14 protein-coding genes are annotated in these 15,761 nt (G+C 60.1%); 9 read left to right on the top strand and 5 right to left on the bottom strand.

Annotation, left to right across the window (positions count from 1 at the left end; genetic code table 11):
- Positions 1-70: 70 nt before the first annotated feature.
- Entirely contained in the window at positions 71-1,417 is a 1,347-nt protein-coding gene (locus BKN05_RS07490; RefSeq protein WP_286688326.1) for a YjiH family protein, read from the top strand.
- 47 nt (positions 1,418-1,464) lie between these two features.
- Positions 1,465-1,953, top strand: coding sequence for a hypothetical protein (locus BKN05_RS07485; RefSeq protein ID WP_286688325.1), 489 nt, complete (start codon positions 1,465-1,467; stop codon positions 1,951-1,953).
- A 37-nt stretch (positions 1,954-1,990) separates the two neighbouring features.
- Here BKN05_RS07485 and hutG read toward each other — a convergent pair whose 3' ends face one another.
- Positions 1,991-2,923 (bottom strand): formimidoylglutamase, encoded by a 933-nt coding sequence (gene hutG, locus BKN05_RS07480; RefSeq protein WP_286688324.1) that lies wholly within the window; start codon positions 2,921-2,923, stop codon positions 1,991-1,993.
- A 98-nt stretch (positions 2,924-3,021) separates the two neighbouring features.
- Here hutG and BKN05_RS07475 point away from each other — a divergent pair, with 98 nt between their 5' ends.
- From BKN05_RS07475 to BKN05_RS07465, 3 genes are all read left to right on the top strand, one after another.
- Complete coding sequence (locus BKN05_RS07475; RefSeq protein WP_286688329.1) at positions 3,022-3,729, top strand: IclR family transcriptional regulator; 708 nt, start codon at positions 3,022-3,024, stop codon at positions 3,727-3,729.
- Positions 3,730-3,807: 78 nt separating this feature from the next.
- The gene (gene hutH, locus BKN05_RS07470; RefSeq protein ID WP_286688323.1) at positions 3,808-5,361 is read left to right on the top strand and encodes a histidine ammonia-lyase; all 1,554 of its coding nucleotides are present in this window, start codon (positions 3,808-3,810) and stop codon (positions 5,359-5,361) included.
- A 48-nt stretch (positions 5,362-5,409) separates the two neighbouring features.
- Positions 5,410-5,823, top strand: a complete 414-nt coding sequence (locus BKN05_RS07465) for a flavin reductase family protein (RefSeq protein WP_286688322.1) — start codon at positions 5,410-5,412, stop codon at positions 5,821-5,823.
- Here BKN05_RS07465 and BKN05_RS07460 read toward each other — a convergent pair.
- Entirely contained in the window at positions 5,806-6,591 is a 786-nt protein-coding gene (locus tag BKN05_RS07460; protein WP_286688321.1) for an SGNH/GDSL hydrolase family protein, read from the bottom strand. The two genes, BKN05_RS07465 and BKN05_RS07460, sit on opposite strands and share 18 nt — an antisense overlap.
- 187 nt (positions 6,592-6,778) lie before the next feature.
- Here BKN05_RS07460 and hutU point away from each other — a divergent pair, with 187 nt between their 5' ends.
- The 4 genes from hutU to BKN05_RS07440 all read left to right on the top strand — a co-directional run bounded on the left by hutU (position 6,779) and on the right by BKN05_RS07440 (position 12,903).
- A complete protein-coding gene (gene hutU / locus BKN05_RS07455) occupies positions 6,779-8,455 on the top strand; it encodes a urocanate hydratase (protein ID WP_286688320.1) in 1,677 nt (558 codons plus the stop codon).
- Positions 8,456-9,625, top strand: a complete 1,170-nt coding sequence (gene hutI / locus BKN05_RS07450; RefSeq protein WP_286688319.1) for an imidazolonepropionase — start codon at positions 8,456-8,458, stop codon at positions 9,623-9,625.
- Between the two features lie 43 nt (positions 9,626-9,668).
- Positions 9,669-11,528: a DEAD/DEAH box helicase gene (locus BKN05_RS07445; RefSeq protein ID WP_286688318.1), complete on the top strand. Its 1,860-nt coding sequence runs from the start codon at positions 9,669-9,671 to the stop codon at positions 11,526-11,528.
- Positions 11,529-11,676: 148 nt separating this feature from the next.
- The gene (locus BKN05_RS07440) at positions 11,677-12,903 is read left to right on the top strand and encodes an HNH endonuclease signature motif containing protein (RefSeq protein ID WP_225747121.1); all 1,227 of its coding nucleotides are present in this window, start codon (positions 11,677-11,679) and stop codon (positions 12,901-12,903) included.
- Positions 12,904-12,923: 20 nt separating this feature from the next.
- Here the strand turns inward: BKN05_RS07440 and BKN05_RS07435 are convergent, their stop codons facing one another.
- From BKN05_RS07435 to putP, 3 genes are read right to left on the bottom strand one after another with little or no spacing between them, the layout of a single operon-like run.
- Positions 12,924-13,373: a DUF2269 domain-containing protein gene (locus tag BKN05_RS07435; protein WP_198492865.1), complete on the bottom strand. Its 450-nt coding sequence runs from the start codon at positions 13,371-13,373 to the stop codon at positions 12,924-12,926.
- Positions 13,374-13,417: 44 nt separating this feature from the next.
- Entirely contained in the window at positions 13,418-13,996 is a 579-nt protein-coding gene (locus BKN05_RS07430; RefSeq protein WP_225747120.1) for an HNH endonuclease family protein, read from the bottom strand.
- A 37-nt stretch (positions 13,997-14,033) separates the two neighbouring features.
- Positions 14,034-15,599, bottom strand: a complete 1,566-nt coding sequence (gene putP, locus BKN05_RS07425; protein WP_049378346.1) for a sodium/proline symporter PutP — start codon at positions 15,597-15,599, stop codon at positions 14,034-14,036.
- Positions 15,600-15,761: the final 162 nt, after the last annotated feature.

Genomic DNA, 15,761 nt, shown 5'->3' with positions numbered 1-15,761 from the left:
CCCCAATGTTCGCGTAAGGCTGTCGCGCGGGCTTGATTTTTGTAGGCAAGCTTGAGGGGACGGTTTTACTGTGACTTCTACCGAATCGGTTTACTCCTCCCACCAGAGTCATGACGGGGAAATCCCGCAGCCTGGGGGACGGTGGAAACTCTTTTTATATAGCGCGATTGGCGCGTTCGTATTCTTCCTGCCGGTGACATATCAGGATAAGCGCTCCATCCCTTTGGACCACATGGTCACGATGATGCGTGAGGGGATTCCTGCCGCGGTGCCGTGGATCATTTTTGCCCTGGCCGTGTATGGAACGGTGCGGAGTTTTACTACCGGCGCGTTTAAAGAAAGTGTGCTTCAGGCGGTCTTTGCGGTGCTCAATATTGTGGGCGCGGTGGTTTCGTTCCTGATGGTTATTGATGCGTTGCCGTGGGTGCTCGGTGACGAGGATTTGGTGCCATTTTTGTGGAACTCCATTGCCACTCCGGTAGGACTTATCGTGCCGATTGGCGGTGCTTTCCTTGCGTTTCTCATTGGCTTTGGTTTGCTGGAATTTGTCGGCGTGCTCATGCAGCCCATCATGCGGCCGCTGTGGAAGACGCCGGGGCGCTCCGCCATTGACGCGGTGGCCTCGTTTGTGGGCTCGTATTCGCTGGGCATTTTGGTGACGGACCGCGTCTACCAAAAGGGCGGCTATACCGGGCGCGAGGCGGCCATCATTGCCACCGGCTTTTCGACGGTCTCTGCGGCCTTCATGGTTATCGTGGCCAAGCAGCTTGATCTGATGAAGATCTGGGGCACCTATTTTATTGTCACGCTCATCGTGACCTTTGTAGTGACGGCCATTACCGTGCGCATTCCGCCGCTGCGCACCATTCCGGATGAGTACTTTGCAGACGCGCACCCAGACCCGGAAAAGCCGGTGGAGGGCTCACGCATCAAGAACGCGTGGCGCGAAGCAATGCTGGCACTGCAGCGCGCGCCGTCCTTGTGGGAGTCCATCTGGGAGAATCTGCGCGATGGCGTGCGCATGGCGGCGGCCATCGTGCCTTCCATTATGTCGGTGGGCCTTATTGGCCTACTACTTGCGCGCTTTACGCCCATCTTCGAGTGGATTGGATACCTGTTCTACCCATTCGCGTGGGTAGTGCAGCTGCCGGAGCCGGTCCAGGCTGGAAAGGGCGCGGCCATGGGTATTGCGGAGATGTTCCTGCCCGCCACCGCAGTGGCAGGCAGCGACAGCATGGTGCTCAAGTTCGTCATCGGAGTGGTGGCAGTTTCTGCCATCATTTTCTTCTCCGCTCTGGTGCCGTGCATCCTGGCAACCAAGATCCCGGTGAAGCTGACCCACCTGGTCATCATCTGGTTCGAGCGCGTGGCGCTGACCATTCTTATCGCCACGCCGATTGCCCACCTGCTGTTTTGATAAGTTGAACCCAAGACGGGTTAGAGGATCGATACCGCTGGAGGGCAATGATGCTTATAGCCACTATTGCAGCTGAGGTAGCTTTTTGGCTTTGCTTAGTGGCTGGCTGCCTCTTGCGCTACGTCTTTAATCTGCGCAAACTTGGCTTGATACTTATGGCCGCGACCCCAATCATCGACCTGCTGCTCTTGGTATTTTTCTATGTGAGCCTGAGCCAAGGCGGTACGGCCGAATTCATGCACGGCTTCGCGGCCTTTTATATTGCTTTCTCGGTTGTCTTCGGCAAAGACATTATTGGATTCGTTGACCAGAAAGTTTCTGGCGCCAGCACTCGCAAAGGGGCCAAAGATGACCAGCGCAGTTTCACACAATGTGTCCTCGCAAGTGCTGGCGCAGCGCTTTTGCTGCTAATAGGCATTGTGATGACTGGCTTAGCGGGTAGCTTCTGGCTTGTCTACTGGCTCATCGCCGTTGCCTTTACTCCCGCTATGTGGTGGGGAGTCCAACGTTGGATGAGTAAGAAAGCTACCCGCTAAACTGCACGGCCCGGGTAAACCCCAACGCCGTTGGCGTTTAGTTAGTGAGGTGGGCCGTGACGATGTCATCGATTAATCGGGCTGCGGCCTTCGCCGTGCGGTTATCGATGTCAAAGGTGGGGTTGAGCTCGACGACGTCCACCAAGGCCAGCTTGCCCGTCTGTGCAATTGCTACGGCCATGGCGCGGATACGCTCGTAGCTCACGCCCAGAGATGCCGGGGCGGATACGCCCGGCGCGGTAGAAGCCGGTAGGACATCGAGGTCGATGGACAAGTGAACCTTGTCCTTGCCCTCGGTGGCGCGGGCTGCAAGTTCGCCGCATTCGGCCGGGGAGAGGTTGGTTAGCTCTTCATCCAAAGTGATGGCCACGCCAAGGGATTCGGCTTCATCAAAAAGCACCTTGGTGTTATTGGGGCGGGAGATGCCCAACACGGTGTAATCAAAGTCATCGCTAAGCTCCGAAATCTGCTTGAACGGGGTGCCGGAGGTGGCGTGGTCCGCGCGACGCAGATCGAAGTGGGCGTCCAGGTTGATGATCTTGGTGGCGCCTACAGCGCGGTAGAGGCCGCGGTGGGAGCCAAAGGCAGTCTCGTGCCCGCCGCCCAGAATGATCGGGAGGGTGCCGGCTTCGACGAGTTCCTGCACCTTTTCGGAGAGCGCATCGTGGGCGCCCTCGAGGTCATCGGCCTGGGTGGTGATCGTGCCGGTGTCGGCAAGTGCATGCCCATGGTGGACTGCCAGGGAACCCAGGGCCGACCGCAGTGCGGCTGGGCCTGCGGCTGCGCCTTGGCGGCCGCCATTGCGCAGCACGCCCTCATCGGAGGCAAACCCCAGAAGCGTTACGGGGGCGGGGGAGTCGGTGGACTGATTGATAACGCTATGCCAGCGAGCGTGCTCTGGTCCCGGGCCATCGGAGCGGCCGGACCATTCGGGGGCGGGGGTGAAAAGTTCAGCTTTTTCAGTGTTCATGGTTTTCGATGTTAGGTAAAACCGCGGCGTGTGGCAGGAAACTCTGCCTACAATCACTAAGCGTGAGTACCAACAGAGTCCCCGCGGCGCGTCACGCGATGGAGATCCTCAAGCTTTTATCCACCATCGACGTCCCTATTTCTGCTGCCCGCATCCAAGGTGAGCTCAACCTGCCGCGTTCATCTACGTACCACCTGCTGGCGGAGATGGTTGATGCTGGTTTTGTGGCCCATTTGCCGGAGCATAAGACCTATGGCCTGGGTCTGGCCGCGTATTCCATGGCCTCGGCCTATGTGACGCAGCAACCCTTGGTGCGCATGGCTACTCGGGACTTGGAACAGTGTGCGGCACTGGTGGGGGGATCGGGGCATCTGTCACGTATGGCTGGATCGGAAATTTTGTATCTGCAGGAGGTGCGTGCGGCCGGGGCTACCTCCTTGGTGACCGAGGTGGGCGTGCGCCTGCAAGCACATAAGACGGCATCCGGGCGTGTGATGCTGGCGCATCTGCCTGATGCGGAGGTGCGCGCCGCCTTTGATACTGCGGGAGGTAGCGGCTTTACCGCGTTGAAAGAACGGTTGAGTTTGGTAGCTGCACGCGGGTGGGACCAGGAGATTGAAGAAATTACTCGCGGTCAGGCCTCTGTGGCGGTACCCATCCTGGATCATTTGGACCGCCCAGCGGCGGCGGTAGCGGTGACGTATCCGGTAGGGACGTCGGATGCGAAGGTAGACGCCGCCATTCGAGCTTTGCTGGAAGCATCGGACAAGGTAGCGGCCAAAATGTACCGCAATCACAAAAAGTGAGGTAGCATACATTCATCGCGTTAGGCTGTCGCGTGACACATGGAATTTATTGATCCCTTATTTAAAGGAGTTTTTGCCATGCCTAACGCCTACCCAACTACCGTGACCGTTAACATTGGCGCGCTGAGCATCGAGGATGTCGTTGCCGTTGCCCGCTATGGGGCGACGGTGGAGATTGCGCCCGAAGCCTTAGAAGAGGTGGCCGCCACCCGCGAGCGCGTAGAAGAACTCGCGCAAGATCCCACCCCGGTGTATGGCATTTCCACTGGCTTTGGCGCGCTCGCTCGCCGTCATATCCCAGAGGAGATGCGCGCCCAGTTGCAGCTTTCCCTTGTGCGTTCGCACGCTGCAGGCACCGGCCCAGAGATAGAAGAAGAAGTTATCCGCGCACTGATGCTGCTGCGCCTGTCTACCCTGTGCACCGGCCGCACCGGTGTGCGCCCCGTGGTGGTGGAAACCTATGCCAAGGCCCTTAACGCCGGCATTGTGCCGGTGGTGCGAGAGTATGGCTCACTGGGCTGCTCCGGCGATTTGGCGCCGCTTGCTCACTGTGCGCTCGCCTTGCTGGGAGAAGGCGAGGTGCGCGTAAACGGCGAGCTGCAGGATGCGCGCGACGCCCTGGTCGCGGCCGGCATCGAGCCGCTGCAGCTGCGCGAGAAGGAAGGCCTAGCGCTTATCAACGGCACCGATGGCATGCTCGGCCAGCTCTGCCTGGCCATTACTGACCTGCGCGCGGCCGCAAAGACCGCCGATATTGCCACCGCCATGACCGTGGAGGGCCTGCTGGGTACCCTCGTGGTCTTTGCGGATGACCTGCAGCAGTTGCGCCCACATCCGGGCCAGGCTGATGCCGCGGCCAATATCCTCCAGGTAGCCGAGGGATCACAGATCTTGGAAGCTGCACTCGAGGAGTTCAAAAAGAATCAGGTACAAGATGCCTACTCCGTGCGCTGCGCCCCGCAGGTAGCCGGAGGCTTCCGCGATACCTTGGCGCATACCACCCAGGTGGCCGAGCGCGAGCTCGCCGCCGCGGTGGATAACCCGGTGGTAACCAAGGATGGTCGCGTGGTCTCCAATGGCAACTTCCACGGCGCGCCGGTAGCCTATGCGCTCGACTTCCTGGCTATTGTCGCCGCGGACATGGCCTCCATTTCTGAGCGCCGCACCGACCGCTTTCTGGATCCGGCGCGCAACCGCGGGCTGAATGCCTTTCTTGCCGACGACCCCGGTGTTGACTCCGGCCACATGATTGCCCAGTACGCCCAGGCCGGCATCGTCAGTGAGATGAAGCGCCTGGCCAACCCATCTTCAGCCGATTCCATTCCGTCTTCGGCCATGCAGGAAGACCATGTGTCTATGGGATGGTCCGCAGCCCGCAAGCTGCGAAAGGCTGTTGATGGCCTGCAGCGCGTGCTGGCCGTGGAAATCCTCACCGCCGCCCGCGCCATCGACATGCGCGAGGGCACGCCGGCCAAGGGAACCGGCGCGGTGATTGAGAAGCTGCGCGAGACTGTGGACGGCCCCGGCGTGGACCGCTACCTGTCTCCGGAAATCGAGGAGACCGTGCGCCTAGTTAAGGAGGGCGCTCTTATCGGCGCCGTTGAGGACGCTACTGGAAAGCTGCGTGGTTAATATGTCGACGATAACCCCTTGCCATTTTCGCCCTTTAAGGCGAGCACGGTGCCACGACCAATTGGTTGGCTCTCTAGCGTCGACGGCCAAGGTCGCGAAAATATCGCTCCTTATAGCCAGTGGCAAAACCTCACCTTCGATCCACCCATGGTGATGTTTTCGGCCAACCAGTACCCGGATGGTCGCTGTAAGGACACGGTCGTCAATGCCGAGGAAACCGGCTGGTTCGTGTGGAATATAGCTACCTATGACTTGCGTGAGGAAGTCAATAAATCCGCCCAGGTGCTCGATTATGGCGACAGTGAGTGGGACCGCCTGTCCGTCACCAAGGAATATGCGGACAATTACCGCATTCCCATGGTGAAAGAATCGCCGGTGAAGTTCGAGTGCCAGTACAAGACCACGCTGCGCGTGCCCGGTTCCGACGACGCCGCGCGCGCCGGGCTAGAGGGCAGCGCGTAGCGCCTCAGCCATGGCCTGCTGTCCCGCGTGGGTGGGGTGCATAGGGAAGGAATTGGTGTCCTTGCCCGTAAAGTCCACCCACGGCGAGGGGGAGCAGGCGGTGTGGTCTAGGGCGGCGTCGGCAAGCACGTAAGTAGCCCCATGGCGCTCGGCGGCCTCGCGCACTGCCTGGTTGATGCGCTCGATGGACTCTGCCAACCATTCCCGGTCAGTGGCCGGGATTTTTTCTATGTAGGGGCAGGTCTCTCCAGGCTTAATCAATGGCAGATAGCCGGTGGCGAGGACCTTCGCATTAGGGGAGCGGTGGTGGATTTCCTCGTAGACCTTGTCGAGCCGGCGGGGCAGATCGCGGATTTCTAAGTCAATCTGCGCGCCTGATTCCGCCTGGCAGATATCGTCCGTGGCGCACTGGGTAAGCCGCACGAAGCTGGCGTCATTGCCGCCGATGGATAGGCTGACCAGGTCGGTGTCCTCGCGTAGGGCGTCCACCTGGGCGGGGTGCTCGCCGGCCGAGGAGAGTACGTCGAGGGTGCTAGCGCCCTGGCAGGTGACATTGGTGAGTTCTGCGCCTATCTCCTTGGCTGCGAGCTCGGGGTAGGAATCTTGTGCGCGCACGCAGGTATTGGGCGGATCGAGCGGCAGCGTGGTCGATCCCATGGCCGCATAGGAATCTCCCAGCGCTACATAGTGGGGTGGCTGCGGTTCCTCGGCAGGGGTGGAACAAGCGGCGAGGAGGGCCGCGGAAAGGAGGGGGATGAACCGGCGCATGCAGGCCATCGTAGATCATTCCGCGGGTGTCTCATATACGAGACAGTTAGGGCTTATGTGTCATGGTACACAGAGCTGCGTCACAGTACCTTATGACATGTGACACCGAGCAAGTCCTCGGGGACAGCCCCGGGAAACCGGCCTAGGGGGCTTGGGAGGGTGTCGAAAAGCACGACGAAAGGAAGCCATGTCTCAACCACGCGAAGTACGCGCGCCGCGCGGAACCGAATTGTCCGCCAAGTCTTGGCAGACCGAAGCGCCCTTGCGCATGCTCATGAATAACCTCGACCCCGAGGTTGCAGAGCGCCCCGAGGACCTCGTGGTCTACGGCGGCACCGGCCGTGCAGCGCGCAGCTGGGAAGCTTTTGATGCCATCGTAGAATCCCTTAAGGACCTGGAATCTGATGAAACCCTGCTGGTGCAGTCCGGCAAGCCGGTGGGCATCTGGAAGACCAATGAGTGGGCACCGCGTGTACTTATTGCTAACTCCAACCTCGTGGGAGACTGGGCTAACTGGGAGCACTTCCGCAAGCTCGAAGATGAAGGCCTGATGATGTACGGCCAGATGACGGCCGGCTCTTGGATCTACATCGCCACCCAGGGCATCCTGCAGGGCACCTTCGAGACCTTTGCGGCCGTGGCTAAGAAGCGCTTTGGTGGCAGCCTGGCCGGCACCTTCACCCTGACCGGTGGCTGCGGTGGCATGGGCGGCGCACAGCCGCTGTCTGTCACCCTCAACGGCGGCGCCTGCCTCATCGCGGACGTGGACGAGACTCGTCTCAAGCGCCGCCAGCATAAGCGCTACCTCGATGAGGTGGTCACCGACCTCGATGAGGCCCTCAAGCTGGTCCTGGATGCCAAGGAAAACAAGAAGGCCCTGTCTGTCGGCCTGGTAGGCAACGCCGCCGAGGTCTTCCCAGAGGTCCTGCGCCGCCAGCGCGCCGGGGAATTTACCGTCGACATCGTCACCGATCAGACCTCCGCACACGACCCGCTGTCCTACCTGCCTTCTGAAATCACCGTAGAGGACTGGCATAACGAGGCCAAGGCAGACCCAACCACCTTTACCAAGAAGGCCCGCGAATCCATGGCCGCTCAGGTCCAGGCTATGGTCGAGTTCCAGGATGAGGGCGCCGAGGTCTTTGACTACGGCAACTCCATCCGCGATGAGGCCCGCAAGGCCGGCTACCAGCGTGCCTTCGAGTTCCCTGGCTTCGTTCCCGCCTATATCCGCCCGCTCTTCTGCGAGGGCCTAGGCCCCTTCCGCTGGGCCGCGCTCTCCGGCGACCCAGAGGACATCAAGGTCACCGACCAGGCGCTCAAGGAGCTTTTCCCAGACAACGAGCACCTGCACAACTGGCTCGATGCCGCCGAGGAGTATGTCGAGTTCGAGGGCCTGCCGGCACGCATTTGCTGGCTGGGCTACAACGAGCGCCACAAGGCCGGCCTGCTCTTTAATGACCTGGTCCGCGAGGGCAAGATCAAGGCGCCGATCGTCATCGGCCGTGACCACCTGGATTCTGGTTCCGTGGCCTCCCCGTACCGCGAAACCGAGGCCATGCTCGATGGCACCGATGCCGTGGCTGACTGGCCGCTGCTCAATGCCATGACCGCCGTATCTTCCGGCGCTACCTGGGTTTCCCTCCACCACGGCGGTGGCGTGGGCATGGGCCGCTCCATCCACGCCGGCCAGGTCACCGTTGCAGATGGCACCGAGCTCGCCGCGGCCAAGCTGCGCGCGGTGCTCACCAATGACCCGGGCATGGGCGTTATCCGCCACGTTGATTCCGGCTACACTCGCGCGAAGGAGGTCGCCGACGAGCGCGGCGTCCGCATTCCGATGGAATTCAAGGCAAGGGACTAGATGAGCACACTTTTTACCGGCATTTCAGAACTCCGTACGGTCAGCGAGCGTGGCACGCTTAACGACGCCGCCATTATCGCCCAATCCGGCACCATCGCCTGGGTCGGCCCAGCCTCCGAGGCACCGGCGGCCGACGAAAAGGTGGACCTAGGTGGCCGCGCCGTTCTGCCCGGCTGGGTAGATTCGCACACCCACATGGTCTTCGACGGTGACCGCTCCGCCGAATTCGAGGCCCGCATCTCCGGCGGTTCCTATGAAGCAGGCGGCATCGCGGTGACCATGGACGCCACCCGCCAAGCCGGCACCGACCGCCTGGACAAGCTGGTGACGGATCGCGTGGCCGCCGGCCGCCGCGGTGGCACCACCACCTTCGAGACCAAGACCGGCTACGGCCTTAACACCGAGTCCGAGGTGGAGGCTGCCAAGGTAGCCTCCCGCCACGTCGATGACGTGACCTTCTTGGGCGCGCACCTGGTCCCGCCGGGAGCGGACGCGGAGGAGTATCTCGATGAGGTCGTTGGCCCCATGCTCGAAGGCGTTGCCCCCTATGTGCAGTGGATCGACGTCTTCTGTGAGCGCGGTGCCTTCAACGAGGACCAATCCCGCCGCGTGCTGGAGGCCGGTAAGAAGCTGGGCCTTGGCCTGCGCGTGCACGGCAACCAGCTGGGCGAGGGCCCAGGCGTGGCCCTAGCCGTCGAACTGGGCGCCGCCTCGGTAGACCACGTCAACCACTTGAGCGACGAGGATGTCGAGCTGCTGGCCAGTTCCGCTACCGTAGCCACCATGCTGCCGGCCTGTGACCTGTCGACTCGCGAGCCGCTCGCCCCAGGCCGCAAGCTTCTCGACGCCGGCGCCACCCTCGCCATTGCCTCCAACCTCAACCCCGGCACGTCCTATACCTCCTCGATGAACTACTGCGTGACCACCGCGGTCCTGCAGCAACATCTCTCCGTCGATGAGGCCATTCACGCCGCCACCACCGGTGGGGCGACCGCCCTGCGCCGCCACAACGTTGGCAATGGCCTCGACCCGCAGGGCCGTCCCGCCAAGGGCACCATCGTGGAGGGCGCCGCAGCGGACCTGCACGTGCTCGACGCCCCCAGCGCCGTGCATTTGGCCTACCGCCCAGGCATGCCATTGAGCTACCGCACTTTCGTCGCGGGCGCTTAGGATATGGAGTTTGGGGCGGCAATCGCGTAGGGTTGGTGAAGCAATGAGCATTACCGATAACGCCACCGGCGGCGTCAACGAGCCGGAAGATTTTAATAAGTCGGAATCTCAGGACAACTCGCAAGGTGTCACCAAGGACACCAGGGCTGCGAATACTTCTGAGGACACCGGCGCTGAGTCCCAAGACTCAGCCAACGACAACTCCCAGGGGTTCGCGCATCTTGGTCTGCCAGAGAAAATTCTGGAGGCCGTTGCGAAAGTAGGCTTCACCAAGCCGTCCCCCATCCAGGAAGAAACCATCCCGATCTTGATGGAAGGCCGCGACGTCGTTGGCCTCGCCCAGACCGGTACCGGCAAGACCGCAGCCTTTGCGTTGCCGGTTCTGTCGCAGATTGACACCAAGGCCCGCCATCCGCAGGCACTCGTGCTCGCCCCAACCCGCGAGCTGGCTCTACAGGTGGCGGACTCCTTCCAATCCTTCGCCGAGTCTCTCAAGGGCGTCGAGGTGCTGCCTATCTACGGCGGCCAAGCCTATGGCATTCAGCTATCCGGTCTGCGCCGCGGTGCGCAGGTCATCGTGGGTACCCCGGGGCGCGTCATCGACCACCTAGAGAAGGGCTCGCTGGACCTGTCCCAGCTGCAGTTCCTCGTCCTCGATGAGGCCGATGAGATGCTGAACATGGGCTTCCAGGAAGACGTCGAGCGCATCTTGGAGGACACCCCGGACCGCAAGCAGGTGGCGCTTTTCTCGGCCACCATGCCGAACGCTATCCGGCGCCTCTCTAAGCAGTACCTCGATAACCCCGCCGAGGTTACGGTGAAGTCCGAGCGCCGCACCAATGACAACATTACGCAGCGCTTCCTCCTCATTCCGCACCGCGCGAAGATGGATGCCTTCACCCGCATCCTTGAGGTCATCAATTACGACGCCATTATCGTCTTTTGCCGCACCAAGCACGAGACCGAAGAGGTAGCCCAGACCCTGCGTGACCGCGGTTTCAGCGCCGCCGCCATCAACGGCGATATTGCGCAGGCGCAGCGTGAGCGCACCGTCGATCAGCTCAAGGATGGCCGCCTAGACATCCTCGTGGCTACCGACGTCGCCGCCCGTGGCCTCGACGTCGAGCGCATCACGCACGTGGTCAACTTCGATATCCCGAACGATACCGAGTCCTACGTGCACCGCATCGGCCGCACCGGCCGCGCGGGCCGCTCCGGCGAAGCCATCCTGTTCGTCACCCCGCGCGAGCGTCGCATGCTGCGCTCCATCGAGCGTGTGACCAACGCCCGTCTGGAAGAGATGGACCTGCCGTCCGTCGATGAAGTCAATGAAAAGCGCAAGGAAAAGTTCGCGCAGTCCATTACCAACTCCATGGACAATAAGCAGGCGGACTTCTTCCGCACCCTGGTGCGCAAGTACTCCGAGGACAATAACGCGGCCATGGATGACATTGCCGCGGCCCTCGCTGTCATGCTTCAAGGCGGCAAGAACTTCCTAATGGAAGACAAGCCCCTGCCGAAGCCGAAGCGCGACCGCGACCGCCGCGACGATCGCAAGCGCGATTTCAAGGGCGGCGGCAAGGGCCGTAGTCCTAAGCGGCCAGACGGAGACTTTGAGACGTACCGACTGGACGTCGGCAAGCGGCAAAATGTGCGCCCGGGAGCCATCGTGGGTGCTATTGCCAACGAGGGTGGCCTGTCTGCCAAGGACTTCGGCCGCATCACCATCGCGGTGGGCCATACCCTGGTTGACCTGCCAAAGAACCTTGACCCGGCAGTACTGGACCGACTGAAGGATACCCGCATTTCCGGCCAGCTGATCAAGATTCAAAAGGACACCGGCCGCCCGCCACGCCGTGATCACGGCGGCGGACGCAAGCGCGGTGGACGCTGGCGCGATTAGCAATTTCGACTCAATGGGCCTCTGCGGAGGCCCATTTTTTCGTGCCTTTTGACCTGCGGTTTTACTATAAACGGGGGTAGGGTGTCGGAGGGGTTTTGTATACTGAAAGCGCAAACATGTTCTAGAGAAACTTCTGCGGGGGAAGTCCATGAATGCGCCCTACTTTGCCAATACCAATCCAGAAAATTCCACCTCACAAGCAGCTACAGACATCCGCAAGGCCGAATACCTCCTATGGAAGCGCCTGCATCCAGACCCGGATGACGATATCGAAATAATTAGCCAATCACTGTCGGATCTCACCGGAACGCGGCAGTCCCGAATTAGAAATATTATTTTCGCCTTTGAGCGATTACAGGAGCTGCCGCGCCTTAAAGCCCGGCAGGAAGAGCTTTACCACTTAGATTTAGACCGGTTAATTACTATTGACCAATCGCTGTCCAAGTTGGGCGAGATTGGCACCGAACAATGCCTGCTTATCGACGCCGAATTAACCACCTACCTCACCCCCAAACGCCCCAACCAAAAACTACCGTCCCATCGCAACCTGCGACGAAAGCTGCGGGAGCTCATTGTCCGCCTTGATCCGACCATCGCCGCACGCGACCCGCGGCGCAAAGAGACTTATCACCTGGAGCCCACGGGCGGGGAGTGGGCCGCTGTTTGTCTCGACGTGGGCCTAGAGACTGCCGAAATCATTGACCGAAATATTCGCGGTGTGGCTGCGGAGAAGGACATTCCTTTGGCGCAAGCGGCGGTCGAGTTGCTTATTGGTGCGGCTGAGGCCAAGGCAAAAGTGGTGCTCAATATGTACCGCTGCGACCTGCCGGATGCTCCTGCTTTCGTCCAAAACCTGGGTTGGGTTTCGCCGGAGGTTGCGGATGACATGCAAGCGCGCGCCACGACCGTGCGCGACATGGAGAAGGCTGCAGAAGACGAAAGTGGAAACTACGTCACGCCGCCGCATATCCGCGCCTTTGTGGAAGGGCTCGATGGAACCTGCCGGTGGCCTGGATGTACGCGACCGGCGATGGCTTCCCAGATGGACCATCGGCATGACTTTGCTGACGGAGGACCTACTTCGGCGGCGAACTTGACTTGTCTGTGTCAACATCACCACAACATCAAGACTGATGGGCGGGCATTTTATATCAAGGACCCGATCAGCGGGGATGTCGTCTGGCTCTTTGAGGATTCCACTTGGGTCTATGACGAAGCCAGCGGACCGCTTGCACCGAAGAACCGGAGGTGGGCGCAGACTGTGGCACAGGCGACGCGGCGGCGTCGGCAGAATGCGCACGAAGATGCGCAGCAGTTGAAAGAAGAGCTAGAAAACGAAGAAAGGGACAGTGAAGACACTGTCCCAGAGGAGTAAATGGCTTTCTAAAAGGCCACTTAGAAGTTGACGTACATCAGGATGAGGCAGATGATCCACAGGAGGTTGAATACGCCGCCGAATGCGGACAGCGGCTTCTTTGCTGCCGCGTAGTCGAAGGATTCAGTGGACTCGAGGGCGGCCATTGCCTTCTTCTGCTTCGGCAGAATGACGAAGAAGAGCAGGCACCATGCGACGATGGCTACCAAGATGGCGATGTGGAAGTTCACTTCGGACTTGTAGGCGTCGATATCGGAAAGGAATACGCCGAGGCCCAGGATAGGCACGATGGCGGAGATGTAGCCGTAGGTATTGGTGATGTTGTGTAGAACGCGGGCGGAGCCAAGGGCTGCTTGGTCACCTTGTGCTGCCTTCGCCATTTGGGTCTGGTAGGAGGAAGTGGATACACACACCGGGCCAATCAAGAGGATGGCCGCGGCCACGTGGAGGAATACAAGGAAAGAAGTCATTGAAAGAACCCTTCAATCGCGGAAAGTTGCCACGTCAACCCTAATCAATTTCCAGTCAGGAGGGCTAACCGACATTGCCTTTGCATCGCGCGTACATCCTTGGAGGGTAGAGGAAGGGAGTACTTGCGGGCGATGTCGGCGAGGCGGCGCGAGTAGTCGCAACGGTTGGCCGGGGGAAGCCATTCCGCAGGGAGGGAATCTGACTTTTCTTGGTTGAGCTCACGGCTGGTGGCTACGAGGTTGAGCGGATCGTTGCCAAAACGGACCTTGGTTTCGCGGTCCCACTCGGAAGCACCCATGTCATAGGCTGCGGAGAGGGGAAAAATGTGGTCGATCTCAATAGGGGAGGTAGCAGGAATAGTGGTGCCACTGTAGGGGTCATAGAGAGTTCCGCTACGGGCATGGCAGCCGTGGAGGGGATCGCTGGACTGGCTTTCTAGAATGACCTCACGGGTGGTACAGGCACCGTGGGGCTGCCAAATGCCGAATTCTTCGCGGTCGTAGCCGGTGGCCTCGGGACGGGAGGGAAGCGTGGTGACGTCAAAACGTGGAAAAGGCCACGCATACCATGCGCCGATAAGGACGGTGACGCATGATAGCGCGGCCAGGTAATAGGACTTCATGTCCTATTGGACTGCGCGGAGTCCGCGTTGGTTCCGACTATTTATCGGTGACCTTCTCTGCTGCTTCCTCGAAGTCGAGGTTGGAGTTATTTTCCACGAGCTTGGCTAGCTTGGTGGACTCTTCAAATTCGGCCACAACCTCTGGCTTAGGCTCTTTGGTGAGCTTGGCGACAATAACTGCCACGATGAGGGCCAGGAAGAAGCCTGGGACGATTTCATAGAGGACGTCGGAAAGCGGAGACATACCCCAGCCAATAGCAACGATGGCACCGGTAAGCATGCCGGCAATGGCACCGGCGGAGTTGAGGCGCTTCCAGTACAGGGAGAGCAAGATGATCGGGCCGAAGGCAGAGCCGAAGCCTGCCCAAGCGAATCCAACCAGACCCAAAATGGAGTCAGATGGGTTGATTGCCAGCAGGGCGGCAATGACCGCGATAGCTACGATGGCGGTGCGGGAGAGGTTGATGAGGACCTGCTCGCCTGGCTTCTTCTTGGCAAAGATGAGGAAGAGGTCCTCGATGAGGGAAGTAGAGACGACGAGCATCTGGGACGACATGGTGGACATAATGGCGGCTAGAACCGCGGTCAGGACGAAGCCTGCGGGCAGTGGGTGCATCATGGCCTGCGCCATATCCAGGAAGATGGTTTCGAAGTTTTCCTGGTCGGTGATGCTGTGGCCGGTCTGGGTGAAGTAAACGGTGCCGGATAGGGCGACGAAGATAGCACCGATGACGGATAGTCCCATCCAAGTTACGCCGTAGAAGCGGCCTTGGCTGGCGTCGGAAGGCTTACGCAGCGCCATGAAGCGGACCACGATGTGCGGCTGGCCAAAGTATCCCAGGCCCCAAGCCAGGTTGCCGATGATGACGCCAGCGGAAACGCCCGCGAACATAGAGAAGTAGCTGTCATTTTCCACTACGCCATCGGTGCCGTAGGCATTATTGCCGGCGAAAGAGAAGATGGAGGCAGGATCGCTGAGAGAGACAATGGCCATAATCGGCACGATCATCAGGGCGACGAACATAAGAACGCCCTGGACGACGTCCGTATAAGACACCGCCAAGAAGCCACCGACGAAGGTGTAGAAGATGGTCACCGCAGCGATGACGAGCATGCCGGTGAGGTAGTCACCACCGAAGGTGGACTCGAAGTAGCGGCCACCGGAAACCATGCCCGAGGAGACGTAGAAGGTAAAGAAGAAGATAATGATGGCTGCGGAGATGATGCGCAGCAGGCGGGACTTATCGTGCAGGCGGTTTTCAAAGAAGGACGGCACGGTGATGGAGTTGGCCGCGATTTCTGAGTAAGAACGCAGGCGCGGTGCGACCCACTTCCAGTTAGCCCAGCAACCGACGAGCAGGCCGATGGCCATCCACAGCTCGGACATACCGGAAAGGAATAGGGCGCCAGGCAGGCCCATGAGCAGCCAGCCGGACATGTCGGAAGCGCCTGCGGAGAGGGCGGCTACGAATGGGTGCAGACCGCGGCCGCCCAAAACATAATCGTCATATTGATCGGTTTGTTTGTAGCTCCAATAGCCAATGGCTGCCATTGCGAGAAGATACACGATCATCGCAATGACGTACCAAGTTGAATCTTGCACGTTTTACTCCTTGTAGTGATCTGTAGGACATACCCACGTTAACTAGGTCACAAGGTTAACCCAAGCGAGAATACAGGTGTGGCGCATATCTCCGTATGGATTTTCTATCGTTCAACTGGGAAAAGGGGAGAACATAACGAGCATGTAACAAAATGGGAAGGG

The sequence above is a fragment of the Corynebacterium sp. S5S1 genome (genome assembly GCF_001913985.1).
Lineage (GTDB): Bacteria > Actinomycetota > Actinomycetes > Mycobacteriales > Mycobacteriaceae > Corynebacterium > Corynebacterium marquesiae.
The sequence above is the reverse complement of the archived record's forward strand: the minus strand, read 5'-3'. Positions and strand labels throughout refer to the sequence as shown.